Genomic DNA, 26,974 nt, shown 5'->3' on the forward strand with positions numbered 1-26,974 from the left:
ACTGCTTGCCAAGGAGGACTTACCATGAACCGCCCGACGCCCCCTTCCGACTCTTTGCAGCCGCCCGTTGATCAGGATACGCCCTGCAGCCGGCGCGAGGAGCGTGATTGGCAGTACCGCCGGTGCATTCTCGATACGGCGCTTCGCTTGTTCGCCGAGCATGGCATTGAAAACGTAAATATGTATCAGATTGCCCAAGAAGCCGGCGTCGGTCAAGGAACGCTCTATCGCCGATATGCGCATATCGGCGAGGTGTGCTCGGATTTGCTGCGCACCACATCGGAGCAATTTATGGCTTCGCTCGAAGCCGCATTGGCGGAAGAAGCCCCGCACGCGCCGGCGATCGAACGACTGGCCAATCTGATTGTACGCATCGTAGCGTTCATCGACGACAAAGCGCCGCTTTTGTCCGCGATCTACAGCCAATATAACGGGAAGAAAAAAATGCATTTGCACGACAAGCCGATTTTTGTCAAGCTGCACCATTTCGCGGCGACGCTGATGAACGAAGCGATTGCTGCAGGCGACATCCGGCCTGTTGATGTGAAGCTGACGGTCAATACGCTGCTGGCGGCGCTTAGCCCCGAGCAATATATGTATCACCGCGAGGTGCTCGGCTATGATAAAGAGCGCTTCGCCGAAGGCATTTGCCGGCTGTTCGTGCGCGGGCTGTAGCAGCTTGCTGCGAAGCCGCAAGCCGGCACGGCTGTATGAAGCCGGTCAAAAGACTGCGGGCAGCGCCGCGCACGATTCCCGGAGCGCGGTGCCGGCCGTACTGCGCAGCAATCCAGCGTCTGCGGCTACCCCACAGCCGCACGATAAAGCGCCGCCAAGTAGCGCTGCTCGGGAACGGCCCGACGATGCCGCGCAGCTTGAAGCCGGTTCTGCTGTTTGGCGTATGCCAAAGCGATGCAGGATGCCGCAAAAAAAAGAGAGCCCGCGGCATGGCCGCAGGCTCTCCTTTTTTTGAAACAAAATAATGATTGCACTGTTCTATTGATTCGGGATTGGCACCGTCAGCGTCAATGGCGCTTGGCCCTTGAGCATTTGATTAGCCGCACCGGCAAGACGGAGATAGAAGTCGGACGACAGATGTACGCCGTCAGCGTCGAGCGTGAGGAAGTATTGATTCGTTGGAATCATCGAGCTGTCCTCAGCGGCTTTGGCAATGGCCGTACCTTCATCGTACTCGTCGAACATCGCGATATACATGTTGGAGATGCCCGAGCTTTTCACGTTGTATACCTGTCTCCAGAAGAATTTGCCCTGGTTCCGCGGAATCATGTTGCGGTCGCCGCCGTTCCAGTTCGACCAAGCAAAGCCCGGGAATACGACCGGCTGATAATCAATGCCGTTGGCGTTACAGAAATTGAGGTCCGGGATCAGGTAGTTCGTTTTGAAGTTGTCGACTTCGACGTCGTATTTGAAGCGTCCTACACTCCACGGCGAGATCATGTTCAAGCTTTTGTAAACGTCGATGAAGCCTTGTTGCGAGTCGTTCGTGCCGCTAAGCCAGTTGGTTGGCAAGCCGCCAATGACGTAGTAGCCTTGGTTTTTGAACCAGTTGATCAGCGTCAGCCACTCTTGCGGCGTACCCGGCTTGTTGCCTGTGAAGCCAATACCCCAGATGCAGACGACCTTTTTGCCGTCCTGTGTCGCATAGTTCGGCGAAGAAGTCAGGTGCAGCGAGCCGACGATCGTATTGGTCCAGTCATTTTGGATGACGGAAACGAAGTTCGAGCCCATGCCGGAAACGTCGTACATCGTGTAGAAGATACGGCCGTTTGCTTCAGCGGCGTTTTTGACGTTCAAGGCAACGGCGTCGCGCAGCGCTTTGGAGTTCGCGTCTTGGATATCGGTACCGAAGCGTTGTACGGCCGCGCCGTCGATGTTGTAGTCTTTCATCCATTTGAAATGCGTGTTGACGGTTTGTGCATTGTACGAGGAGAACAGCTTCGACGGCTGGCCGTTGCCGAGGTTGGCAAAGCCGGTTTGGTAAGTCGTTGTATATTCTCTTGTATCCGGGTAGAGCTCAAAGGAAATGTGGCCTGGGGACGGCGTTACGCCCGGACTCCAGTGTACCCAGCGGTTGACCGGAGAGCCGTCGCCTTGAGCGGCGAACCAGCCTTGGTAGCCGGCGATGGTTTTGCCTTTAATGTTCGTGTCGAGCGTACCCGGTGTCGGCGTTGGTGTCGCGCTTGGCGTTGGCGTCGGGGTCGGGGTAGCAACCGCGCTGCCATATACCTCCAGCTCCGATACCTGACCGCCGGTAGCGCCGCTGTTTGCGGTAAAGTTAATTTTTACATAGCGGGCATTCGCTGCGGCAAACGTAATCGTCACGGTGTTGGCGCTCGGATTAAACGTGTAGGCCGCTGCGTTGACCAGCGTCGTATAGCTGGCGTCGTCTGTGCTGCCCTGGACAGACAGCGTTTGCGTCCGCGAGCCCCAGCCTGTCGGCAGCTTCAGCACAACCTTGCTGACACTGCTTGTGCCGCCAAGGTCGACGCGAATCCAGTTCGGATAGGCGTTAGCAACGCCCTCCCAATAAGTACCCTGGTTGCCGTCCGTAACATTGGCCGCTACGTAGATTTGCGTATGGCCGTTTTCCGTTACCGATTTATTCAGCGCCAGATTGGTGGTGCCCGGTGTCGACGTTGGCGTCGAGGTTGGGGTTGGCGTTGGTGTTGGCGTCGCCGTTGGTGTTGGTGTTGGCGTTGGCGTTGGTGTTGGCGTCGACGTTGGTGTCGGGGTTGGCGTAGGGGTCGGGGTCGCCGTTGGTGTTGGTGTGGCCGTTTGTTTCGTAAAATTCAGCCAGTTAACGTTGAAGCCCGTCGTCACCGCCGCCACGCGCAGCGTTTGCGCCCCTGCGCTCAGGTTTACCGTAACGCTGGCTGTCGCCCAGCTTTGCCAGCCGCCCGTGTTCGGCACGTTCACGGTCGCCAGCACGGTACCGCCGCCGGTTTTCAATTGCAGCTGCTGACCGCCGTTCGGCGAAGCGACGCGGAAATCAACCGTGTACGCGCCGGCCGTTTGTACATTCACGCCATAATCCATCCAGTCGCCGCTATCGATCCAGCCTACGTTCAAACCGCCGCCGGTGTCAGACGTCGTCTCGGTCTGCACGCCGCTCATCGCTGTCCACGCTTCGGCTTCGATTTTACCCGGAATGACGCCCGTTGGGCCCGAGCTTGGCGTTGGCGTTGGTGTGGCTGTTGGTGTCGGAGTCGGCGTTGGCGTTGGTGTTGGTGTAGGCGTTGGGCTTGAAGTGCCGTACACCTCCAGCTCCGACAATTGGCCCGCCGGCCAGCCTGTGTTGGCGGTCACATTGATTTTCACATAACGCACGCTGGCTGCGGTGAAATTGATCGTCACCGTGTTGCCGTTCGCCGGGTCAAACGTATATCCGGCCGAGCCTGCCAGCGTTGTGTACGTGGAATCGTTGGTGCTGCCTTGCACCGACAGCGTTTGCGTTCTCGTGCCCCAGCCGCTCGGCAGCTTCAGCACCACTTGATTAACGCTGCTCGCGCTGCCCAAGTCCACGCGCGCCCATTGCGGGAATGCGTTGTTCACACTTTCCCAATACGTCCCGGTGTTGCCGTCGGTCATGTTGCCTTCGCCGTAAACGTCGGCATGGCCGCTGGCTGTCATCGGCTTACCCAGCGCCAGATTCGTCGCTGCGCTGGCCGTGTCCGGCGTCCAAGCGAACTGTCCTACCAACATAACTAACGCCAGCAAGCAGATCAAAAGCGGATTTTTTTTCATCATTACTGCTCGTGCCATTCTATGAACCTCCCATATTTGGTTTATTTTTTAAATCCGATTACCTGTCGCCGCATCCGCTCCTTCCCGCTGTCGGCTCGACGCCGCTCAACCGCTTTGCCTTGTCTCGCTTCACCTCCTTTGCCTGATCTCAAAATGAAATCGATTACCAAACAATGTGCCATGAAGCGCGGAAGCGTCCCGCCCGTTTCTTTCGTGGCATGTTGTAAAAAAGCCGCCTGTTGATGGTTCCATCAATCAGACGGCTTCTGCCTGCCGCACGAACTGCCGGGCAGCTGCTTCGCCATGCTGGGCCAAGCGGCTACAGCGTTTCCCTCTTCCTGTGCTACATTATAATGGAAACGCTATCATGCTTCGATGTTCGATATTATTTCATTCATGTGCAAAATTAAGCAATTGGCGGAACGCAATGGAAGCAGGACTATGTGAACCCACTGCGCATACAAGCGGAAAGATACAAAAAAAGACCGGAGCTGATCGCTCCGGCCCTTGCTATGCAGATAAGCATGCTGCCGATTCTTTTGGTTTTTAGTTATACACGTTAAATTCGTTGATCGACCACCAGCTCGAAGCGGTGCCGGTTTGCACCACTTTGACGTAGCGCGCCGATTGGCTGGAGAAGTCAACCGTAATCACAGCCGCGCTGCCTGTGCCGCTGGCTACAGCCGTGCCCCAGTTCGTGCCGTCGCTCGACACGAATACTTGGTAGCCGCGGGCGTAGTCGCCAGCTGCGTTCGTCGAATCCATTACGATGCGGCGGAATGTTTTGGCCGACTGCATATCGACGATGAAGTATTGGCCGTTCGCCATCGCTGCGCCGGTGCTCCAGCGCGTCGTCAGGCTGCCGTCCAGCAGGTTCGCCGGAACGTCGCCGCTCGTCGGGTTGGACGTCGCCGTCCAGCCCGTGCGGGACAGCGCCGTGTACGTGCCGCCACCGCCGCCGGCTTGCGTTGTTGCGCTCGCTGCGCTGCTGGCTGCCGATACGTTGCCTGCTGCGTCCTTCGCTTTGACTGTGTAGCTGTAAGCGGTCGAAGCCGTCAGGCCCGTGTCGCTGTAGGACGTTGTGGTGCTGGAACCAACCAGCGTGCCGCCACGGTAAATATCGTAGCCGGTTACGCCGACATTATCGGTCGAAGCTGTCCAGCTCAGATTAATTTGGCTGCTCGATGTTGCTGTGGCTGTCAAGCCGCTTGGCGTGCTTGGCGCTTGCGTGTCGCCACCACCGCCTCCGCCGCCGTTGGAGTATACATTAAATTCGTTGATCGACCACCAGCTCGAAGCGGTGCCGGTTTGCACGACTTTAATGTAACGTGCCGATTGAGCGGCGAAGTCAACCGTAATTACAGCCGTGCTGCCTGTGCCGCTGGCAACTGCGCTGCCCCAGTTCGTGCCATCATTCGACACAAACACTTGATAACCGCGGGCATAATCGTTTGCTGCATTCGTGGAATCCATCACGACGCGGTTGAAGCTTTGCGCCGACTTCATATCAACCACGAAGTATTGACCGTTCGCCATCGTTGCGCCGGTGCTCCAGCGCGTCGTCAGGCTGCCATCCAGCAGGTTGGCCGGAACGTCGCCGCTTGTCGGATTGGACGTCGCCGTCCAGCCCGTGCGGGACAGCGCCGTGTACGTGCCGCCACCGCCGCCGCCAGCTTGCGTTGTTGCGCTCGCTGCGCTGCTGGCTGCCGATACATTGCCTGCTGCGTCCTTCGCTTTGACTGTGTAGCTGTAAGCGGTCGAAGCCGTCAGACCCGTGTCGCTGTAGGACGTTGTGGTGCTGGAACCAACCAGCGTGCCGCCACGGTAAATATCGTAGCCGGTTACGCCGACATTATCGGTCGAAGCTGTCCAGCTCAGATTAATTTGGCTGCTCGATGTTGCTGTTGCTGTCAGGCCGCTTGGCGTGCTTGGCGCTTGCGTATCGCCACCACCGCCTCCTCCGCCGTTGGAGTATACATTAAATTCGTTGATCGACCACCAGCTCGAAGCGGTGCCGGTTTGCACGACTTTAATGTAACGTGCCGATTGAGCGGCGAAGTCAACCGTGATCACAGCTGTGCTGCCTGTGCCGCTGGCGACTGCGCTGCCCCAGTTCGTGCCGTCATTCGACACAAATACTTGATAACCGCGGGCATAGTCGTTTGCTGCATTCGTGGAATCCATCACGACGCGGTTGAAGCTTTGCGCCGATTTCATATCAACCACGAAGTATTGACCGTTCGTCATCGTTGCGCCCGTGCTCCAGCGCGTCGACATGTTGTTGTCGAGCAGGTTGGCCGGTGCGTCGCCGCTTGTCGGATTGGATGTCGCCGTCCAGCCCGTGCGGGACAGCGCTGTGTACGTGCCGCCACCGCCGCCGCCAGCTTGCGTCGTTGCGCTTGCTGCGCCGCTGGCTGCCGATACGTTGCCTGCTGCGTCCTTCGCTTTGACCGTGTAGCTGTAAGCTGTCGAAGCCGTCAGGCCCGTGTCGCTGTAAGACGTTGTTGTGCTGGAACCGATCAGCGTGCCGCCACGGTAAATATCGTAGCCGGTTACGCCGACATTATCGGTCGAAGCTGTCCAGCTCAGATTAATTTGACTGCTCGATGTTGCTGTTGCTGTCAGGCCGCTTGGTGTGCTTGGCGCTTGTGTGTCGCCTGTGCCGGAGCCCTGGAACTCGGACACCGTTTGCACCATTGCCGAGGTTGGCGAGTTCGCCGTTACCGGATTACCGATATTGTTAATGACGTGAGAGATTTCGCTGCCTTGCGTACCGGCCAGCCAAACAGTTGTCATGTGGTGAATTTTGACCCCTTGCACATCAGGAACTTCAATTGCGTTTTGCAGCTTGACCGCAGCGTCGCGGAAGAAGGAGTATACGCCCAGTCCCCATGCTTCGTGCGTCGAAACATTGTCGGCTACTTTATAGGAAGGATAGCCGTTTTCCGTGCCGCCCTTGCTCATCCATGCCGCTTGATTCGGCACGTCGTAAGGAATTTCCGACTGATAGAAGTAGAGTCGGCCGCCGTTGCCGTTCCACAGCGTTTGATATTCCTCATGATGCTCGTTAAACAGACCGTACATCGTCACGTTAGCGCCGTTGACAATAAGACCGTTTTTGCTGGCATTGGTTGTCCAGCCTGCGCCTGCGCCGTGGTCGGCACGCCAGATCCAGAAGTCGTCGCCAATCACGTTGTTGCTGTTGATTTTCAGCGCGACATCAGCCGAACCTGCCGCAAAGCCGCCTACGCCGAAGAACAGATCGTAAAGGGAGGTCGGGTTGGCTGCATGGTTTTGCGAGCTGCCTGTCGGACCTACTTCCATCAATACCGGAGAATTAACTGCACCGGCTTCAAACAGCAAGCCCGCTACCTTGACGCCGTCTACGTCGGCTACTGTCAGGGCAGCCAGTCCTGTATCCGGTACGAGTGTGGCAAAACCGAGACCGAGGACAACTGTGTTCGCGTTGGTCACTCGGATTGTATCGTTCAGGTGGTAGATGCCCGGTGTGAACAACAGGTTCTTGCCTTGGCTCAGCGCGGCATTGATGCTGGCAGCCGTCGAAGTCGCCGGATCGGCAATATAGAACTGGTTGATCGAAATCGATTGACCCGGCGTGGAGCCGCTTGCCCAGCTTGCGCCTTTCGTGTCGTTTTGCACGCTTGGCACGAATACATTGTATTGACCTGCATTATCGATATACAGATAAGGCTTCTCGCGCAATACCGGCGTTTTGTCAACAACCGTGTACGGCTGCGTCGGGAACGTGCCGGCCGGCGGATTCGTGTCGCCGACGAACACCATGTTCCATACGCCGTTTTTCCATTCGGTGTATTGGTTGTTGCGGTTGAACCACTGTTGCTGCGAAGCCGGGAGAATCCAGCTGTCGACCACGTTGTCGGCCATGTAGCCGCCGCTGCCCCAGCCGGCGTTCCAGCCCGGATCGAAGTCAAACAGGTACAAGCTGCCTTTGACGTGTACGCGGCGCATTGGCGCGGCCTGCGATACCGCCCACTGCATCGTGCCCACCGGCACCTGCGACGTGCTGGCAATCGTCGGCGTCACGGCAAAGTTCTCAATGGAGCGCCAGAAGTTCAGCGTCGCGTTGGCGTTCATCCACTTGGCATCGGCGTTAACGCCGCCCGTGATGTTGACGTTGTCCGGGTTTTGACCCAGACCGGCAATCGTTGTGTAAAAGCCGACCTTGATGTTCAGGTTGTTGTAGTTGCCCGGCTTGAACAGCATTGCATAGCGCTGCGTGCCAAACTGATTCGTTTCTTGCTGCGCATAGATCGAATCGGCTGTGCTTTGGATGGATGCCGTGGACATCGACGGATCGACTACGTATACGTTCGGTCCGAGGTTGACTTGCGTCGTGCCCGAGCTTGCAGCCGATTGCGCCGACTCGCCGCCCGAGTTCACTGCGGATACCTTGTAGTAGAACGTCGTAGCTGCTGTCAAGCCACCGTCGCTGTTGCTGTTCGTGCCGATCGGGGAAGCGTTTACTTTTGTATAAGTGCCTCCGCTGGTTGTTGAGCGGTATACGTTATAGCCGGTTGCGCCGGAGACGGCCGACCAGTTGAGATTACAAGCATTTGTTGCACAGGATACGCTTAAACCTGACGGCGTAGCCGGCCCGGCCGCGTAGGAAACGCTTGCAAACGGCAGCATGCTGGCGACGAGTACCGATGCGTACAAGACGGATACGAGTTTTTTCACTTTCATCTTATTCATGACCTCCCAAAATTTTGCTCTGACCCCTCGCACTTCCGGCCCCCCGCCGGGGAAACCTGCCGAAAGGCTTGTCCGTTCTCTGATTCGTTTGCCCTCCTTCAGCTGTCATTCGAACGATAAAAACGTCCATATATGAACTATAAAATCGCGGCGCGCTGATTGAAATACCAACATCTTGTGCTGGATGCTAATTTGTTATGCTTTTGGTTACCGCGGTTTTTCAATTGTCGCGAACCTTGGTTATTTTTCATCCCGAATTTGTACAAATCGTCTTTTTCCAGAAAATTCAAGCGTTTTTGGGCAAAAAAAAGGAAGCGTAATCGCTTCCAACAAGCGGACGCTCCCCTGCTCATTATTGGAAGGTCGCCCGATACCAGGCATTGACCTCCTTGGTCACTTGGTCGCCGCCGAACTTGCGCCAGTTCCCGACCATCCGGTCGAACTCATCCAGATCGGCTTGACCGTAAATGATTTTCGTATATGTTTCGTTCACCAGCTTGTTCAGCAGCTCGTTTTTGAGCGCCATCGTTTCCGTCAGCGGGCCGCGGAAATAATTTTGCAGCCGAATCTCCTTTTGCTCCAAAATAATGTTCATCGCCTCGATGTTCTCCGGCTTGCGCACAGCCGCGGTCATCTTCTCGTAAGGCGTTTCCGGCTTGCCGCCGGCTGCCAGCTTGGCCATCGTGTTGACGTAGAGCGACGGGATGCGCGCGCCCTCGTAGGTCAGCGAGTAATAAATCGGCTCGACCAGATGCGAGCGGTCGGCATAGCCGGGAAACAGCTCGGGGTATTTTTGCGGATCGTGTGTAATTTCCCCGTTCGGCAGCCGCGCCCAGTCGTAGCCCTCGGCAAAGCCGTTTTCAAATTCGCTGCCGACCTGCGGATTGGCCCAATGCTCGAAGAAAAAGTTATAATAGCGCAAAATCGCTTCCGGATGCTTCGCCTCTTTATTGATCAGAATCCAGCCGTTCACACCGGGATTGCCCCCTTGCGTCCCGGCCCGTCCATCCGGCCCCTTGGGAATCGGATACGGCTTATAGCGGGCGTTCGGGTTGCTCTCCAGCAATTGATTAAACGGCCAGTCCGGCAGCCAGTTGCGGCTCACTACTGCTCCCGCCCGGCCGCTCGTGAACAGCTCGATGCCGGATGTCTCGTCGCGCAGCGCGGAATCCTCGGCGATATAGCCCTTGTCCATCCAGCTCTTGAGCACAGCAAGCGCCTGTTTGGCACCGGGCTGGATCGAGCCGTAGGCGAGCGTGCCGTCCGCGCTTTTGTTCCATTGGCCGGGAATGGTGCCAAACGCGCCGAACACCCAACTGACGTCGGTCATCCAGTTCAGGTAAGCGTTCTTGAAGCCCAGCGCAACGCCCAGCGTATCGGGCACGCCGTTGCCGTCCGGGTCGCGGTGTACGAAAGCGTCCATTACCTGCTCGAAATCGGCCAGCGTCTTGGGCCCCTCCAGATGCAGCTTGTCCATCCAATCCTGGCGCAGCCACAGCACCATATCATCATTGTAAGCGTAATCAAGAATCGGCAGCGCCCATTTCTTTCCGCCGCGCGTCACCGGAAGGAACGTATCGTCGATCAACTCGGTCCCTTGCTTGTACACATCGGAGGCGTAGCGATCGAACAGCCCGGTAACGTCCATGAAGCGGCCGGAATCGATCAGCGCGTTCAGCGTATCGGCGTCGCCGCGCCAGACGACGACGTCCGGCACCGGCTCGCCGGAGCTCAGCATCAGCCGCAGCTTGGTCGAGTAGGCATTGTTCGTGTCGGTCACGATCCAGTTGTAGCGTACGTCGATGCCCAGCCGATCCTTGACGTAACGGCTCAGCACGTTGTCTTCCATCGTTTCGCCCTGCTTGAAAAAAAAGTTATTCCCAACGCCCTTGACCGTCGTAAGCGTAATCGGCTCGACATACTTCTCGCCGTTCCAGCCGGTCGCGTCCACGGCTGCCGAGGCTGCAGCTTTGCTTCGGGAATCGGCGTCCGTTGCCGCGTCGCCGGCATGGCCTGCCGGCGGAGAGCCGCTGCCGGTGCAAGCGGTCAAGGCAAGCAGTAGCGTTGCGGCCGCTGCGAGACGCGTGCCCGTTTTCAACGATTGGTCCATGTCCGTCCCCCCTTATACGTCTATTATAGTGACTTTTCAGCCGCCTGCACAACGAAAATTCACCGAAACAACACCGCTTCGGAAGCACGCCCGCCGCTGATTGACAGATGTTCCGATCCATGTTAGTAATTATAGCAATCGGTTTTTTCGGGGGGCGGCCAGGCTATGAAGCTTCGCATCAATACGTTTACGCGGATTTTTGCGCTCATCCTTGTTTTGCTCATTCCGATCGTCCTGCTGTACGGGTATTCGACCCGCACCAGCCTGGAGGTGGTTCGCACCGAGGTCGAAAAATCGAACTACAAGGACTTGGCTTTTTTTGCCTCCAAGCTGGATGAAACCGCTTCATCAATCGTCAAAACCGGGCTGCTGATCAGCCAGGATATCAATATCCGCTCGCTGGAATATATTGAGATGGCCAGTCTGTACGAGCAGACGACCGAGCTCAAGCGCATCGAGGAAAAGCTGCGCCTGCTCAACGCCGCTTCGACCTGGGACACGACCATCAGCATCTACGCCCCGGCCACCGAAATGTTCATTACCACGAACGACTCGCAGCTGCATTACGATCCGATCGCCGTCGCGGCCAATCTATCGCACGCCTGGAAATATACGACGCAGCAGGCCGCCTATTTCCGCAATCAGCCGCGGATGGTCCGCGTCATCACCGACCCGTACGAAGCGCCGCTGGACAAGGCCGGACTGGTTGTCGAGCTGAGCTTTTCCACGCGCGAGCTGGTCAAATCGCTGGACAGCTTTAATGCCGGCGGCAAGGGCCACCCGTTCCTGATCAACAGCAACGGCATTACGATTGCCGGGAGCGGCGGCGATGCGGAGCTGCAGCGGCAGCTTGTCGCCGGCGCGTCGCTCGGCTCGCTGGCGAACGAACGCGTGGCGCGCATCCGGCTGGCCGGCGCCGATTATGCGGTCAGCTGCGTCTGGCTGCCGACGCTGGGCTTTTATCTGCTCGACTACATTCCAATGGACGCCGTCGTGCAGCCGATCACGAACAACGGCCGGTTGTTTTACGGCTCGATTACCTTCCTGCTGATCGGCAGCGTCGCCGCCGCTTATTTTTTATACACGAATCTGCAAAAGCCGCTGCGCGAGCTGATCCGCGGCGTGCGCGGGCTCAAGAAAGGCGAATACCCGCAGGTGCGGGTGTTTCACCCGAGCAATGAATTTCACTTTCTGCTGGTCAGCTTTAATGACATGGCCGTTCGTATCGAAGAGCTGATCCAGAACGTGCTGCTGGAATCCATCCGCTCGCGCGATGCCAACCTCAAGCAGCTGCAATCGCAGATCAATCCGCATTTTCTGTACAACTGCTTTACGCTGATCCGCAGCTTGACGCGTCTGGGCGACCGGGAAGCGGTCATGCAGCTCACCTTGCATTTGAGCAAATATTACCGCTACACGACCCGCTCCGAGCGGGAAACCGCCGTGCTGCGCGAGGAGTTGGAGCTGGTCCACAGCTATTTGGCGATCCAGCGGATGAACGTGCAGGACCTGCACTTCGAGATCGACGTGCCGGAGAATATGCAGCAGCTCGAGCTGCCGCGGCTGATTCTGCAGCCGCTCGTCGAAAACGCTGTCGTGCACGGCATCGAGCCGCTCGGTGTCGGCACCGTGCGCGTCAGCGGCGAGCGGCGCGGCGACATGTACGTGATCGCTGTAGCCGATGACGGCTGCGGGCTCAGCGAGGAGAAGCTGGTGCAGCTGCGCCGCCAGCTCGCCGTTGCGCTGACCGAGGATATGGGCTGCGCGCTGTGGAACACGCATCAGCGCATGCTGCTGCAGTTCGGCGCCGGATCCGGCCTGCGGCTGTCGCACCGCGAGGGCGGCGGCGTCGTTGTCGAGCTGGTATGGCCGATTCGGGAAGGAGGGGACGCGCATGCGTCAGCTAATGATCATTGATGACAACTCCGTGCTGGCCGACGATTTGGCCCACATGCTGCCGTGGAGCACGCTTGGCATCGAAGCCGTCCATACGGCGTATTCGGCGCAGGAGGCGCTGGAGCTGCTCAGCTTGCATTCCATCGACGTCGTCGTCACCGATATCCGGATGCCGGGCATGTCGGGTCTGGAGCTGATCGGCGAAATCCGCAAAAGCGGCAAGCGCACCCGCTGCATCCTGCTGTCGGGCTACGCCGATTTCGAATACGCCCAGATGGCCGTGCAGCTGCAATCCAGCGACTACCTGCTCAAGCCGGTCGCCGACGAGGACCTGCTCGCCGCCGTGCAGCGGGCACTCGACGATCTCGACCGCGAATGGCGCGAGATCAGCTCGTTCCAGCGCGCGCTGTATTCATTGCGCGAGCAGTTGCCCAAGCTGCGCGAATATTTGCTGCTCGACCTGCTCACCGGCAAGCAGCCGCTGCACGCCGCCCAGCTGAATCAGAAGCTGAGCATGTACGAGGTGCCGCTCTGCGACAACGACCCGTTCTCGATGCTGCTCCTGCGCGTCGATCATGCCGAGACGCCGGCCAACGGCTCGGAAAACGAGGTGCTGCTTGATTACGCGCTCGCCAATATTACAGCGGAGATTTTCGGCGACGTCTTCGACATCTGGCACTGCAAGGACAGCCACGGCTTGACCGTCTGCCTCCTGCACGCCAAAATGCCGGGCGCAAGTCCCGCCGAGCTCAACGACTGGGTGGAGCAGCGCTCCATTCAGCTGCAGCATACCGTTAAAGCCTATCTGAAAACCGGCATTTCGATGCTCGTCAGCAAAAGCGGCCGTTTCCCCGACGACCTGCTGCCCTTGTATCAATCGTCGATCGCCAACTTCCGCCACTTCATCGGCAGCGATACCGAGCTGTTCGTGTCGCTGACCAAGGAGCCAAGCCGGCCGCAGATGACGCCGCTGCAGGAGCTGTACCGCCAGCCGACGCTCGCCACGCTGCTGGAGATCGGTCAGTGGGCCGACGTTGAAACGAAGGTGGCGGATATTTTCCGCGAGCTGGCCGATCCGCAATATCATTCGCCGGACCATGTGCTGGAGGCTTATTTCCAAATCGCCGCTGCGCTCACTGCCTTGAGCCAAAAAAACAAGCTCAGTCTCTTCGATATGTACGGCGACGAGTTTTACACCTTTGGTCCCGGCCGGCTCGGAGCCAGCCTTGACGAGCTGCGCGAATGGACCGGCCGCATGCTGGAGCGCTGCAAGAAAGCGATCCACGTCGAGGAGCAGGATTCGCGCACATCGATTATCAAGCAGGTGCAGGACTACATCCAAGCCAACCTCGACACCGCGACGCTGCATACGATCTCGGCGCATGTATTTTTGAACCCGTCCTATTTGTCCAAAATCTACAAAACCGAAACCGGCGAAGGGATCGGCGATTACATGTTCCGCATGCGCATGGACAAAGGCGCGGAATGGCTGACGCAAACGAACGAAAAAATTTACGACATCGCCGCCCGGCTCGGCTACCAGAAGCCCAGCTATTTCATCCAGATTTTCAAAAAACATTTTGGCGTCACGCCGCAAGAGTACCGGAATCGGGTGTGAGGGGCCGGACAGCGGCCGCCAAGCGGATGCCCGTCGCGTGCACGCAAGCGCCGCCTGTGCCCATGCTCCCCTTCTGCGTCGCGCTTCGCGAACGTCAAAAAACCCGTCAGCTTGCACAGCTCGCCGAACGCCCTTGTGGGCGCCGGCGCTGCGTAGCGGCGGGTTTTCAGTTCGTAAGTAAAAAGTAATAAAAAAAGTTAACCAGAAATCTCTGGTTAACTTAAAATTGCTCACTCACTTAATATCCGAATACCTGGAATTCATACAAGGAGTAGCCCCACTGCGTACCACGCTGGATGCCGTTCATTTTTACGTAGCGGGCGTTTGTGGCGGCAAAGCTGAGCGTGTCCGTTCCGCCGGTGCCGTTCGTTTTGCTGGCAACTGTCGTCCAGTTGCTGCCGTCTGTCGATGTTTGGATTTGATAGCTTTTTCCATAAGCCGCTTCCCAATACAGGACGACTTTGCTAATTGTTTTTACAGAGCCGAGATCCACATAGATCGACTGCTGATCGCTGTATGCAGAGCTCCAGCGTGAAGACATATTGCCGTCCACTGCCGCCGAGCCCGGATTGCTGGCCATGTCGGTCGAGCTGACGACTACGGATTTATTCAAGCTGATATTGCTCGGTGTTGGCGTTGGCGTTGGCGTCGGCGTTGGCGTTGGCGTCGGCGTTGGCGTTGGTGTCGGTGTTGGTGTTGGCGTCGAAGCTCCGCTGCCGTACACCTGGAACTCATACAGCGAGTATCCCCACTGGCTGCCGCGTTGGATGCCGTTCATTTTCACATATCGAGCGTTCGTTGCCGTGAAATTAATCGTATCAGTCCCGCCGGTGCCGTTGGTTTTCGTATACACCGTGCTCCAACTGCTGCCGTCAGTCGAAGTCTGAATTTGATAATTTTTTCCATAGGCAGCTTCCCAGTTCAGCACGACCTGATTGATGCTTTGTACAGAGCCAAGATCGACATAGATCGATTCTTGATCCGTATAGGCAGAGCTCCAGCGAGTCGACATATTGCCGTCCACTGCCGCCGATCCGGGATTTCCGGATGTGTCGGTCGAGCTGACAACGACGTTTTTGTTCAGGGCCAGATCGCTGGAGGATGGCGGTGCCGGGGTCCAATTGATGTTGATTTCGCCGCGGTTGACCGTCCAGGAATCGTTCATCAGATTGTTGGCGCCCTGCGAGTTTTGTGTTGGCGACCAGCCGTCGTTCCAGGCAAAGAAGTATACGGCTTGCGGATATTGCGATTTGATAGCGTTGATCCATTTGCTGTAATCAAATGAGGCGCCTGTCGTCCGCGGGCCGATTTCCGTAAAAGCGAACGGCTTGCCAAGGCCGGTCATTTCCGAATAGCCGCTGATCGAAGAAGGATCGTCGCTGTACGCGTCCAGACCGACAATGTCCACGTAGCCGCTGCCCGGATAGTAAGCTGTTTTGTTGCCGCGACTGATGTCCGGCGCGTATACCCAGATCAGGTTGTTGAGGCCCTTCGTATTTTTGAAATAGTTGAACATGTCGATCCAGACGTTCTTGAACGTATTGGCGTCTTGGTTACCCCACCAGAACCAGTCGCCGTTCATTTCATGAAACGGACGGAAGAGGACGGTAACGCCTGCCGACTGGAGATCGGCCAATCCTGCTGCCGTTTTGTCCAGATATGCTCTCCATCTGCCTCCGGTATCGGTGCTTGGATTCAGCAGGTCGGAGAAGTTGCCGAGCTTCGTGTTCAGGTTGCCGCCGTTGCTCGGGCCCGGGCTCGGATAGTGAATGTCGACAGTCACAAGACCGCCGTTGTTCCAATAAGTTTTCAGCGTGCTGTTGCAGCTGTAATCGATCAAAGTCGTTGGATCACCGGCTGTCGCCCAGCCAGAGCCATAGTCGCAGCCGAAAATGCCAGGGTATTGCCCCGTTTGCGATTTCAGGCTTTCGAGCTGGGAGGTGTCGAAACCGCTGTTGCTGTATCCGCCGAAAAAACCGGAGAGCAATCTATTGCCGGAGTTGTTGGTCAAGTTGGCCATCCAGTTATAGACATCCTTCGTTTTTTGACTTGCGTTGGCATTGGCAGTCGAATAAGTAGCCGCGTAACCGCTTACATTTAACATCGACAAAAACATGGCACTCAGCAAAAAGCCCACGAACGATTTTTTCATTTTCATCTCAGTTCACCCCATCGTTTGTTTTGTTAGCGCTTACAAGTTGTTGCGGGAAGTAAACTTGCTGCCAATAGCCACCCGACTTTAGATACCGGTTCGATCCGCCTCCTAGAAGCTTTTGCTTGAAAAGTCCGGCTCCCTATCGATCCACCAGCCATTTTTTACCGGACTATCAATATAACTAATCATATATTCAATTTGATATATTTTCAAGTTGAATATTTGTTATAAAAGAAGCCAACCTTTTCAGGTTGACCTCATTGGATAGCTTTTCGCGTTAGTTGGATATCCGTCCCTGCTGCCGCAAAGCCTTTTTCCTGTTCTTGTCCTTATACATGCGCGCATCGGCCAAGCTGATCAACAGGCTGCTGTCCGTGGCATCGTGCGGATAACGACTGAAGCCGACGCTGATGCCGATCGACAAGCGACCGGCCGCCGGAAACGGCTCGCGGAATACCCGCTCCATCTCACCTTTAACTTGGGCTTGCTCCAGTTCGTCAAGCGAATGCAGGATGCCCATGAACTCATCGCCACCCAGTCGAAAAATCGCCTTCCCCAATTGTTCCCGGCTCTCATCCTCCGCGCCTCCTTCGCCCTCGACAGCAATATGGACCGCATAGGGCTGCAGCACGCGAGCTAGACGGCAAGCCATTTCCTGAAGCAGCAGATCGCCCGCTTCGTGCCCAAGCTGATCGTTCACCTGCTTAAAGCCATCGACATCCATATACATCAAAGAGAACGGATGGTTATCGGCAGTCAATCGCGTCAGGCTTTCGTGAAACGAGCGCCGGTTATAAAGATGAGTCAGCGGATCGTAATGAGCCAGTTGGGTGAGACGGGAAATCAACGACGTATTGTGCAGCGCATTGCTGACATAACCTGAAAAAGTGAGCAGATTGCGAACATCATGCACGCTACCATCCAGCAAAAGAAAGCCGAAGTGCCTGTCCCCGATATGCAGCAGCTCTGCCGTGTAGCAGAACCTTCGATCCTCGGGAAAGCAAAGCGCCTTCGCTTCCTGAAACGGTAAACGAGCCGCAGGCTCCGCCTTGCCCTCCTCGTAGCGAAAGCCCATCGTCCAGTCTCCTCCGCCGTCCGGCAACGTGTCGTTCAGGAACATATAGCAAGTGGGAATGTTTAGCTTGGCGACAGCCTGCTTCATCACCGTCAGCATCACAGAGCGGTCATGCGACGTGTTCAGCATGTGCCCCGCTTCCTCCAGCCGATGGAAATAAAAATCTCGCTCCTCTATCTCCCATCCAAGCCTGCGCACTTCGCCGGCAGGATCGGCCACTCCGGTATCCGACACGCAGCCGCAAGATTCACGGTAAGCAATTTTGCCTGGGACTGAATGCGTCGTGGAGGAACGGCCTGTCCGGATCGTATGGATCAACTGCTCCGCCCCGCAGTAACCGACCTCTTTGATCGGATAATAAATGCTCGTAATGCTGGGTTCGGTAAACTGAACCATCCGGCCATCCTCGTAGCAGCATACCGCAACATCCCCCGGCACCCGAAAGCCGCGCTCCAGCAGCGTCCGCTGCACAGTAAACGCTTCCTCCATCGTCAGTGCGATAATCGCATCAAAGCGTACCTTCCGCTCATCCAGCAATATGCTTACCGCGCGTTCCGCCCGCTCATACATGCTATAGCCCTGCAGCTCATGCTCATCCACATAAAGCGTATCGTCCCACACATTCATCTTGGTCATCGTTCGTCGATAGACCTCGTTGCGCCCGTCGGGCGTCCACGGACAAATGTAAGCAATTCGCTTGAACCCGTGCTTCCGAAGCAGGTGCAGCAGCAATCGGCGCAAATAAAAACCGCCGTGCATGAAATTGCTTGGAATGCCGGGGATCACTTTGCCGAGGCTGAACAGCGGGAGCCGGATTTTTTCCCGCAGCGTCTCCAGATTCTCGGCCTGAACGGTCAAGTCCCACCCTTGGAACAACAAGCCGTCAAGCGGAAATTGCCGGACGAAATCGACGATCATTTTATGCTGTGACTGCGTTTTCAACAATTCGTTGGCATTCAGGTAGCCAAAGCGGATTAAATTGACGTCCTGCTTGGCGCACGCCTCGCGCACCCCTTCAAACAACAATGAAACCTTCTCATTCTTCAGCCAGTTATTTTCCGTCAGCAATCCTATCGTTATCGTCACAAGCTGTCCACCCTTTGAAGTGTATTGGACGTCACTGGTTCTACGGAGCTGCCGAGACCGGGTTACCCCACTTTCAGAGCCGTTCTATTTACATTTGCCGTTCTTCTCGTATTGTACCTCTTTTTTTCGAATTATTGAACATAACATAGCGATGGAGTTGTATGTTTTTTATTAAAAATTATATTAATATATCAAATATACTTATTGATTTTTAAATATCATTGGTTGTATATTTATTATACAAATTAGAAAGGAGGTTATTTGCACTACGCGTTTAAAGGATGAAGGAGGTGAACACTGCGTTTTATCCGCTTGAGGCGGCTATTTCAGCGCCTGTTTTGAAAGCACTTACACCAACCAAAGACAAGGAGATCTTCCCATGAGCTGGAAAAAGTGGTTGTCCTGCTGGACAGCTGCGCTTTGTCTGCTGGCGGCCGTTCCCCCCGCGATCGCGAGTCCGACAGCGCACGCAGCCTCCTCATCTTTAACGAATTTCATTACGCGCAGCGGCGATAAGCTGTATGACGGCAGCAACGAGTTTCGCTTCGTTTCTTTTAACATTCCGAATATGGGGATGGTTGAAGACCCGACCTGGCATCTGCCCGACCCTTTCGAGCAGGAAGACGCGATCAAATCGATCGTGCAGACCGGCGGAACCGCCACCCGCTTTTATACCCTATCCGTCAAGGGCGGCGTCAACAATTCGCAAGGCGTGAACCGCTCGCATGTGATTGCGCCCGGCCAGTTCGACGAAGAGCTGTTCCGCTCGCTGGACAAGGCGATGCAGCTTGCCAATGAATACGGCGTGCGTGTCATTATGCCTTTTGTTGACCAGTGGGATTGGGTGGGCGGCGTCAATCAGTATGCGGCTTTCCGCGGAAAAAGCGGCAACGCGTTCTGGACCGATCCGCAAATTCGCTCCGACTTCAAGCAAACAATCTCTTATTTGCTGAATCGGACAAACTATTATACGGGCGTCAAATACAAGGATGATAAAGCGATTTTATGCTGGGAAACCGGCAACGAAATCTATCAGGCGACCGATGAATGGACGCGCGACATCGCTTCCTACATCAAAAGCATCGACCCGAACCATCTGGTCATGGACGGCAAGGGCGGTGTGCTTTCGGAATCGCTGAATAATCCGTACGTCGATATCATTACGAGCCATTATTACAACTATAGCGACGACAGCTCGTTCGTCGGGCGGGCGCGTAATGACCGCAACGGCACCCGCGGCATCAAGCCGTTTGTTGTCGGCGAATACGGGTTGACCGATTTTGCCGACATGAAGGCGATGACGGAAGAGGTCGTGAACAACGGCTCGGCCGGCGCGCTGATCTGGAGCCTGCGCTTCCATAACAAGGACGGCGGCTTCTATTTCCATAGCGACGGCAACAAGCCGGTGACCAGCCGCTCTTACCACTGGCCGGGCTTTAGCGAAAATAACGATTACTACGAAACCGCTGTCGTCAACATGATTCGTGACAACGCATACCGCATTCGCGGGTTCGCTTCTGCGCCTCCGGTGACGGCGCCTGACGCTCCTTATTTGCTGCCGATCAGCTCGAAAAACAGCATTTCCTGGCGCGGTTCGGCCGGAGCTGGAGCGTATGACGTGCAGCGGGCGGAAAGCGATGCGGGCCCTTGGACGACGATCGGCACGAACATTTCCGATTCCAAGGCAAGCGGACCGTTGTTTAGCGACAATACTGGCGTGAACGGACGCAACTATTTTTACCGGGTCATTGCCAAAAACGCCGGCGGGTCCTCCCTGCCGTCCAACGTAGTCTCGCTGAACGGGCCGGTTACCCCGACGCCTACGCCAACGATGTCGCCTTACGGACCGAATCTTGCTTTGAACAAGACGGCAGTCGCATCTTCTACCGAAGCTGCAGGCAACGATGCGTCGGCGGCGTTTGACGGCAGCTTGTCCACGCGCTGGAGCTCGCTGTACAGCGATGCGCAATCGATCTATGTGGATCTTGGCGCAGCGAAAACCATCAACCGCGTTATTCTCAACTGGGAAGCGGCGTATGGCAAATCATACCAGCTGCAAACATCAACGGACGGCACAACCTGGACGACAGTATACTCCACAACGGCTGGCGCCGGTGGCAGCGAGAATATTTCCTTCCCGGCTGTTAACGCCCGTTATGTCAAAATGAACGGCACCTTGCGCGGCACGCAATGGGGCTACTCGCTGTATGAAATGGAAGTATACGGCACCGAAGTCGCGACACCGACGCCTACAGCGACGCCGACGGCAACCCCTACTCCTACACCTACGCCGACGGCAACGCCAACTGCAACACCGACACCAACACCGACGCCTCCGGGCACCAATCTCGCACTTTCGAAAAACGTTTTCGTAAGCTCGACCGACATGGCCAGCAACCCGGGATCGGCGGCTGTAGACGGCAACATGTCGACGCGCTGGAGCTCGGCGTATACCGATCAGCAATCGATCTACGTGGATCTCGGCTCCGTGCAAAGTGTGAACCGGGTCGTGCTGTATTGGGAAGCAGCCTACGGCAAAAGCTACCAGATTCAGACATCGACCGACGGCAGCATCTGGACGACGGTAGCCACCAAAACAAATGGCACCGGCGGCACGGATACGCTTGATTTTGCCGCAACGAATGCCCGTTATGTGAAAATGAATGGTGTACAACGCGGCACGCAGTGGGGCTACTCGCTCTATGAGTTCCAGGTGTACGGCAGCGGCACGTCTACTCCGACGCCAACACCAACTGCAACGCCAACGCCGACACCAACACCAACACCAACACCAACACCAACACCAACTGCAACACCGACTGCAACACCAACTGCGATGCCGACACCAACACCGACCGCTACTCCTACACCTACTCCGATCAGCGGTTCGTTCAAGGTTCAGCTCGTCAATGGCAGTACGGCAGCTTCGTCCAATCAGCTGTATCCGAAGCTGCGCGTGATCAATACCGGCACAAGCAGCCTCAACCTGACGAACGTCAAGCTGCGTTACTATTACACAGCAGACGGCTCGCAGGCACAAGCTTTCAGCACCGACTGGGCAGCTAACGGCTCAGCGGCGATTCCAACGAGCAGCGTGACCGGCAGCTTCGTAGCGATATCCCCGGCTGCAGCTGGAGCGGATACGTATCTGGAGATCGGTTTTACGAGTGCTGCGGGATCATTGGCCCCAGGCGCTACGCTGGAGATTCAGAGTCGAGTAAATAAATCCGACTGGTCCAATTTTACTCAAACCAATGATTATTCGTTTAATGCAGCAGCTACAAGCTTTGTGGACTGGACGAAAGTGACTGGCTATCTGTCCGGTTCTCTACAGTGGGGCATCGCTCCTTAATGAATGTTCAAAAATGAAATTGGAGGTTTTATCGAAATGACATTTGTAAAGCAACCCAGAACGATCAGGCTCATGCTTGCTTTGGCACTGGTTTTCAGCCTCGTGCTCCCGTTCAGCTCGCCAAGCAGCTATGCCGCAACTCATGTAGATAACCCGTTTGCAGGAGCAACCAGCTACGTCAACGTTGACTATGCAAACATGATCGATATGTCGATTGCCCAAACAAGCGACAACACGCTGAAGGGCAAAATGCAAACGCTGAAATCGTACCCGACTGCTGTCTGGCTCGACCGCATTGCAGCGATTAGCGGCGGTGCGCAAAACGGCGGCCGTTTGAGCCTGGCCGGTCACCTCGACGCAGCGCTCGCCCAACAACAAGGCTCCACGCCAATTACGGCTACGATCGTCATCTATGACCTGCCGGGACGCGATTGCGCCGCTCTGGCCTCCAACGGTGAGCTTCCTTTGACCGCAGCCGGTCTGCAAACCTACAAAACAAGCTACATTGATGCGATTGCAAGCATTCTCTCCAATCCGAAATATCAAAACATCCGCATCGTCACGATTATTGAACCGGATGGTCTGCCGAACCTCGTAACAAACCTGAGCGTCAACGCCTGTGCGCAGGCCCAATCCTCCGGTATTTACGTAGCCGGCGTACAATACGCGCTGAACAAGCTGCATGCCATTCCTAACGTGTACACGTACATGGATATCGGCCACTCCGGCTGGCTGGGCTGGGACAACAACCTGCAAGGCGTCGTTCAATTGTTCAAAACCACAGTAAGCGGTACAACAGCAGGTCTGGCCAGCGTGGACGGCTTTATCTCCAACACGTCCAACTACACGCCGGTTGCCGAGCCGTACCTGACGGATTCCAACTTCAACGTTGGCGGCCAACCGATTCGTTCTTCGAACTATTATCAATGGAATCCAAACTTCGACGAGTCCGACTTCTCGGCCTCCTTGTATAACAACTTTGTAAGTGCGGGCTTCTCGTCCAACATCGGCTTCCTGATCGACACCTCCCGTAATGGTTGGGGCGGCGTGAACCGTCCAACCGGCGCCAGCGGCTCCGACATCAACACTTACGTCAACTCTGGCCGTATTGATCGCCGCGCCCACCGTGGACTGTGGTGTAACGTAAACGGAGCAGGTATTGGTGCTCCTCCGCAAGCAGCACCTGCAGGATATCCAGGCTCCCATCTTGACGCATTCGTCTGGATCAAGCCTCCGGGCGAATCCGACGGAGCGAGCTCACTGATTGCCAATGATGAGGGCAAAGGCGCAGACCCGAACTGTGACCCGAACTTCACCACCTCCGGCGGAGTGAAAACAGGCGCTATGTCAAACGCACCGCTTGCTGGTCACTGGTTCCATGATCAGTTTGTGATGCTGATCCAAAACGCATACCCAGCTATTCCGGTTAGCAACAACACACCAACGCCTACACCAACTGCAACACCAACCGCAACACCAACCGCAACACCAACCGCAACACCAACTTCAACACCAACTGCAACACCTACAACTACACCGACAGCAACACCGACGGCAACACCAACACCAACGCCTAGCAATGTCAACCTTGCATTGAACAAAAACGTCGTTGTAAGCTCCACAGATATGGCCAGCAACCCGGGATCGGCAGCTGTTGACGGTAACCTGTCATCACGCTGGAGCTCCGCTTATAGTGATCAGCAATGGATCTATGTGGATCTCGGCGCTACGCAAAGCATTAACAAAGTCGTGTTGTTCTGGGAAACCGCCTACGGCAAAAACTATCAAATTCAAACGTCCACGGACGGTAGCAACTGGACAACAGTGGCTACAAAAACCAATGGCACCGGCGGTACGGATACCCTTACATTTGCGGATACAAATGCTCGTTATGTGAGAATGAACGGTGTTCAACGTGGTACACAGTGGGGCTACTCCTTGTACGAATTCCAGGTGTACGGCAGCGGAACAGTAACGCCGACACCGACGCCAACTGTAACACCAACACCAACACCAACACCAACACCAACGCCGACGCCAACACCAACGCCTACAGCAACACCAACGCCAACACCAGGCTCGGGCTCGATCAAGGTTCAACTTGTAAACGGCAGCACAGCAGCTTCGTCCAACCAGTTGTATCCGAAGTTCCGCGTGATCAACACTGGCACAAGCAGCATCAATCTGACGGACCTGAAAGTACGCTACTACTACACGAAAGACGGCTCGCAATCGCAGGCGTTTAACGTCGACTGGGCAGCTAACGGCAATAACGCCATTCCAACCAGCAGCGTAAGCGGCAGCTTCGTCTCCGCATCGGGCACGAACACCGATACGTACGTGGAGCTGAGCTTCAGCAGCAGTGCTGGCAGCCTAGCGCCGGGAGCAACCCTTGAGGTGCAGACCCGCGTGAACAAATCCGACTGGTCGAACTACAACCAATCGAATGACTACTCCTTTAACGCCAGCGCTACGAATTTCGTGGACTGGAACAAGGTGACCGGCTACATTTCCGGTTTCTTGCAATGGGGCATCGCGCCTTAAACTTACGATTATCCACAGGTAATACAAAAAAAGAACAGGATGAGCAGTCCCCCCTGCTGCTCGTCCTGTTTTTTGTTCAAAATCGACTTTCCACGACGCCGCCCGCACCCTGGTACTGACTCACAGCCGGGCGAATCAGCCCGCTCAAGCTGCCGCGTCTCGGAACGCCAAACAACCTCGCACAATCCGGATTTTCCTGGAGACAACCCCAATTTGTACGACTTCTGCTGCCCCTTCCAATCAACGCTAACTGACAAGTAAGCCGCCCTTGCGGCTCATCTCCCGCCTAACAGCGGTTACCGGCTCCCACAGATCTAACAGCCACCGTAAGGCCGGCACCGCGGTCTAGGAGTCGCGTGCGGTGTTAGTGTTAACTTTTCCTCTTATCGAGCCGTGTATCAGCGTACATACACAAACAAGTATCCAGTCTGCACGTTTACTCACGATGACCGCAAGCCGCTGCACGAGTCGATGCAGGATTGGAGGATCTTCAAAAAAAAGAAGAGCCCCTTCATCATCAAAGATGATGAGAGGCTCCTTGCAGCACTTAGTACCAGGACCAAGGATTTGTACGGTCAACTTTAGGGTCTCCCGTCCAAGTAAACGCATCGTCATACAGATGCCCATTGTTCAAATACCAGCCGGCCATTGCCGCAACTTCATCGGAGTACTGCTTCACCCACGCCTCCGGAGAGCCGTCGATCCATCCGGTGTTAAAGCCGATCAGCGAATAACGCAGAATATCTTTACCCGTATACTTCACGCTGGCCTGATTGGCAAAATGAATCATTTTCCGGATGCCCATATGCATGGAAATGCCAGGGTCAAAGAAGTTTTCTGGCGTAAAATCATATTGGTACAGCTCGGGAACATCGTTTTCCGGCACATAGTTCGGGTTGGCATTCGCAAATGCTGTTTCCGCCGTCTGAATCGGACCGTAAGAGTGCGCTGATTCGACGCCGGTTTCCAGACCTGCATTCAACGTTGATTCTCGCGTTGCATGAGCGATGAAGAACGCGTATGCGTGAACCTTTTGCTTGAAGCCAAATTTGCTTTGAATGACGCTCCAGTGCTCATCAACATGGCTGATAATCAGCGCCTTCACTTGCGATTTCGACATGTTGGTAGCCATTGTCTTCATATTGTCCACGGATGTGCCTACCGGATAGTAGCGGTCCGTGAACGTGCCCGGCGTCGGGGTTGGCGTCGACGACGGCGTTGGTGTCGGCGAAGAAGTAGGGGTTGGTGTCGGCGTTGCGCCGCCCGGAGCCGTTCCCCAGTTCAGCACGCCGCTGACATAAGCCGTTACTTTCGTCCAGTCGACATACGAGGATGCGGATGCATTAAACGAATAATCGTTCGATTGATTGTAATTGGACCAGTCGGATTTGTTAATACGGGTTTGCACCTCAAGAGTCGCGCCCGCTGCCAACGTACCGGCACTGCTGCTGAAACCAACCTCTACATACGTATCGGCACCTGTTACAGCAGGAGATACCGTGCCAAAGCTGCCTGTTACGCTGCTGGTCGGAATCGACGTTGAGCCGTTAGCCACCCAGTCGGCATTAAATGTCTGTGACTGCAAGCCGTCCGCCGTGTAATAGTAGCGAAGCTTCAAATTCGCCAAATTCAGTCCACTTGTGCCGGTATTGGTCACGCGGAATTTCGGGTACAGCTGGTTGGACGAAGCAGCCGTGCTGCCGTTCATAAATTGTACTTTGACCGAACCGCTGATCGGAGTAGGTGTTGGCGTTGGTGTGGCGGTAGGCGTTGCTGTTGGTGTTGCTGTTGGTGTCGCTGTTGGTGTGGCCGTTGGTGTTGGCGTTGGTGTCGGCGTTGGTGTGCCGCTGCCATACACCTGGAACTCATACAACGAGTAACCCCACTGTGTTCCACGTTGTACGCCGTTCATTTTGACATAACGGGCATTTGTCGCTGTAAAGGTAAGCGTATCCGTTCCGCCGGTGCCGTTGGTTTTCGTGACGACCGTCGTCCAGTTGCTGCCGTCTGTCGATGTTTGAATTTGATAGTTTTTGCCATAGGCAGTTTCCCAATAGAGCACAACTTTATTCACGCTTTGCACGGAGCCAAGGTCGACGTAGATCGATTGCTGGTCTGTATACGCCGAGCTCCAGCGCGTCGTCATATTGCCGTCAACAGCTGCCGAACCCGGGTTGCTGGCCATATCCGTTGAGCTCACGAAAACGTTTTTATTAAGGGCCAAGTTTGCGCCCACTGGCGTTGGCGTCGGGGTTGCCGTCGGCGTCGCTGTAGGCGTCGGCGTTGGCGTGCCGCTTGGCGTCGGGCCGGTTTTAATAATCCGGTTCAGCATCGCTTGCTTAGGCTGGTTCCACGTGTTCCAATCATCCAGCAGCAGGCCGCCGGTGTCCCCGCTGTTCGGGTTCAAGCACCAGTACGTCCAGTACAGGTCGTTGTCCTTGATGTAGTCGACCAGCTTGTTTTGCCATTTGCCTTCGGTCGTCGACGTGTCCACGCCGCGTCCGCCGAATTCACCGACGATGACCGGCGCAATGTTTTGCTTGCTGATGTAGCCCCAGTATTCATCCCAAATGGCCGGCATGTTGTTCGGGAAGTTGCCTGCGCTGAACCACGGCTGCGCCGCTACGCCCGGACCATAGTCA

At 55.9% G+C, this 26,974-nt stretch carries 11 protein-coding genes and 1 pseudogene; 5 read left to right on the plus strand and 7 right to left on the minus strand.

The window, feature by feature from the left end; translation table 11 throughout:
- Positions 1–24: 24 nt before the first annotated feature.
- A complete protein-coding gene (locus B5M42_RS20405; RefSeq protein WP_134753583.1) occupies positions 25–675 on the plus strand; it encodes a TetR/AcrR family transcriptional regulator in 651 nt (216 codons plus the stop codon).
- Between the two features lie 318 nt (positions 676–993).
- On the opposite strand, the gene B5M42_RS20410 is transcribed toward B5M42_RS20405, so the two are convergent.
- From B5M42_RS20410 to B5M42_RS20420, 3 genes are all read right to left on the minus strand, one after another.
- Positions 994–3,780, minus strand: a complete 2,787-nt coding sequence (locus B5M42_RS20410; protein WP_230633062.1) for a galactose-binding domain-containing protein — start codon at positions 3,778–3,780, stop codon at positions 994–996.
- A 528-nt stretch (positions 3,781–4,308) separates the two neighbouring features.
- Entirely contained in the window at positions 4,309–8,487 is a 4,179-nt protein-coding gene (locus B5M42_RS20415) for a discoidin domain-containing protein (protein ID WP_230633063.1), read from the minus strand.
- Positions 8,488–8,848: 361 nt separating this feature from the next.
- Complete coding sequence (locus tag B5M42_RS20420) at positions 8,849–10,606, minus strand: extracellular solute-binding protein (RefSeq protein ID WP_134757423.1); 1,758 nt, start codon at positions 10,604–10,606, stop codon at positions 8,849–8,851.
- Positions 10,607–10,771: 165 nt separating this feature from the next.
- On the opposite strand from B5M42_RS20420, the gene B5M42_RS20425 reads away from it, so the two are divergent.
- Positions 10,772–12,523, plus strand: a complete 1,752-nt coding sequence (locus B5M42_RS20425; RefSeq protein ID WP_134757421.1) for a sensor histidine kinase — start codon at positions 10,772–10,774, stop codon at positions 12,521–12,523.
- Positions 12,501–14,120, plus strand: a complete 1,620-nt coding sequence (locus B5M42_RS20430) for a response regulator (RefSeq protein ID WP_134757419.1) — start codon at positions 12,501–12,503, stop codon at positions 14,118–14,120. The genes B5M42_RS20425 and B5M42_RS20430 overlap by 23 nt, the downstream gene beginning before the upstream one ends.
- Positions 14,121–14,358: 238 nt before the next feature.
- Here the strand turns inward: B5M42_RS20430 and B5M42_RS20435 are convergent, their stop codons facing one another.
- Together B5M42_RS20435 and B5M42_RS20440 are read right to left on the minus strand one after the other, a co-directional pair.
- Positions 14,359–16,278, minus strand: coding sequence for a glycosyl hydrolase (locus tag B5M42_RS20435; protein ID WP_134757417.1), 1,920 nt, complete (start codon positions 16,276–16,278; stop codon positions 14,359–14,361).
- Positions 16,279–16,552: 274 nt separating this feature from the next.
- The gene (locus tag B5M42_RS20440) at positions 16,553–18,436 is read right to left on the minus strand and encodes a diguanylate cyclase domain-containing protein (RefSeq protein WP_134757415.1); all 1,884 of its coding nucleotides are present in this window, start codon (positions 18,434–18,436) and stop codon (positions 16,553–16,555) included.
- Between the two features lie 379 nt (positions 18,437–18,815).
- Here B5M42_RS20440 and B5M42_RS20445 point away from each other — a divergent pair, with 379 nt between their 5' ends.
- Together B5M42_RS20445 and B5M42_RS20450 are read left to right on the plus strand one after the other, a co-directional pair.
- Positions 18,816–21,788, plus strand: a complete 2,973-nt coding sequence (locus B5M42_RS20445) for a galactose-binding domain-containing protein (RefSeq protein ID WP_134757413.1) — start codon at positions 18,816–18,818, stop codon at positions 21,786–21,788.
- A 36-nt stretch (positions 21,789–21,824) separates the two neighbouring features.
- The gene (locus B5M42_RS20450) at positions 21,825–24,332 is read left to right on the plus strand and encodes a glycoside hydrolase family 6 protein (RefSeq protein ID WP_134757411.1); all 2,508 of its coding nucleotides are present in this window, start codon (positions 21,825–21,827) and stop codon (positions 24,330–24,332) included.
- A 547-nt stretch (positions 24,333–24,879) separates the two neighbouring features.
- On the opposite strand, the gene B5M42_RS25395 is transcribed toward B5M42_RS20450, so the two are convergent.
- On the minus strand, positions 24,880–26,664 hold the full coding sequence (locus tag B5M42_RS25395; RefSeq protein WP_407946133.1) for a galactose-binding domain-containing protein: 1,785 nt from the start codon (positions 26,662–26,664) through the stop codon (positions 24,880–24,882).
- A pseudogene (locus B5M42_RS25770) lies at positions 26,644–26,974 on the minus strand (cellulase family glycosylhydrolase); the annotation flags it as partial. The gene B5M42_RS25395 and the pseudogene B5M42_RS25770, both read right to left, overlap by 21 nt.

The organism is Paenibacillus athensensis (assembly GCF_004514475.2).
In the GTDB taxonomy this organism is placed as follows: Bacteria; Bacillota; Bacilli; order Paenibacillales; family NBRC-103111; genus Paenibacillus_AL; species Paenibacillus_AL athensensis.

Bases quoted from the DNA above. Each gene is read 5' to 3' on its own strand.
- B5M42_RS20415 (WP_230633063.1), bottom strand. From the start codon at position 8,487: ATGAAAGTGAAAAAACTCGTATCCGTCTTGTACGCATCGGTACTCGTC.
- B5M42_RS20410 (WP_230633062.1), bottom strand. From the start codon at position 3,780: ATGGCACGAGCAGTAATGATGAAAAAAAATCCGCTTTTGATCTGCTTG.
- B5M42_RS20430 (WP_134757419.1), top strand. From the start codon at position 12,501: ATGCGTCAGCTAATGATCATTGATGACAACTCCGTGCTGGCCGACGAT.
- B5M42_RS20425 (WP_134757421.1), top strand. From the start codon at position 10,772: ATGAAGCTTCGCATCAATACGTTTACGCGGATTTTTGCGCTCATCCTT.
- B5M42_RS20405 (WP_134753583.1), top strand. From the start codon at position 25: ATGAACCGCCCGACGCCCCCTTCCGACTCTTTGCAGCCGCCCGTTGAT.
- B5M42_RS20420 (WP_134757423.1), bottom strand. From the start codon at position 10,606: ATGGACCAATCGTTGAAAACGGGCACGCGTCTCGCAGCGGCCGCAACG.
- B5M42_RS20435 (WP_134757417.1), bottom strand. From the start codon at position 16,278: ATGAAAATGAAAAAATCGTTCGTGGGCTTTTTGCTGAGTGCCATGTTT.
- B5M42_RS20445 (WP_134757413.1), top strand. From the start codon at position 18,816: ATGAGCTGGAAAAAGTGGTTGTCCTGCTGGACAGCTGCGCTTTGTCTG.
- B5M42_RS25395 (WP_407946133.1), bottom strand. From the start codon at position 26,664: ATGCTGAACCGGATTATTAAAACCGGCCCGACGCCAAGCGGCACGCCA.
- B5M42_RS20450 (WP_134757411.1), top strand. From the start codon at position 21,825: ATGACATTTGTAAAGCAACCCAGAACGATCAGGCTCATGCTTGCTTTG.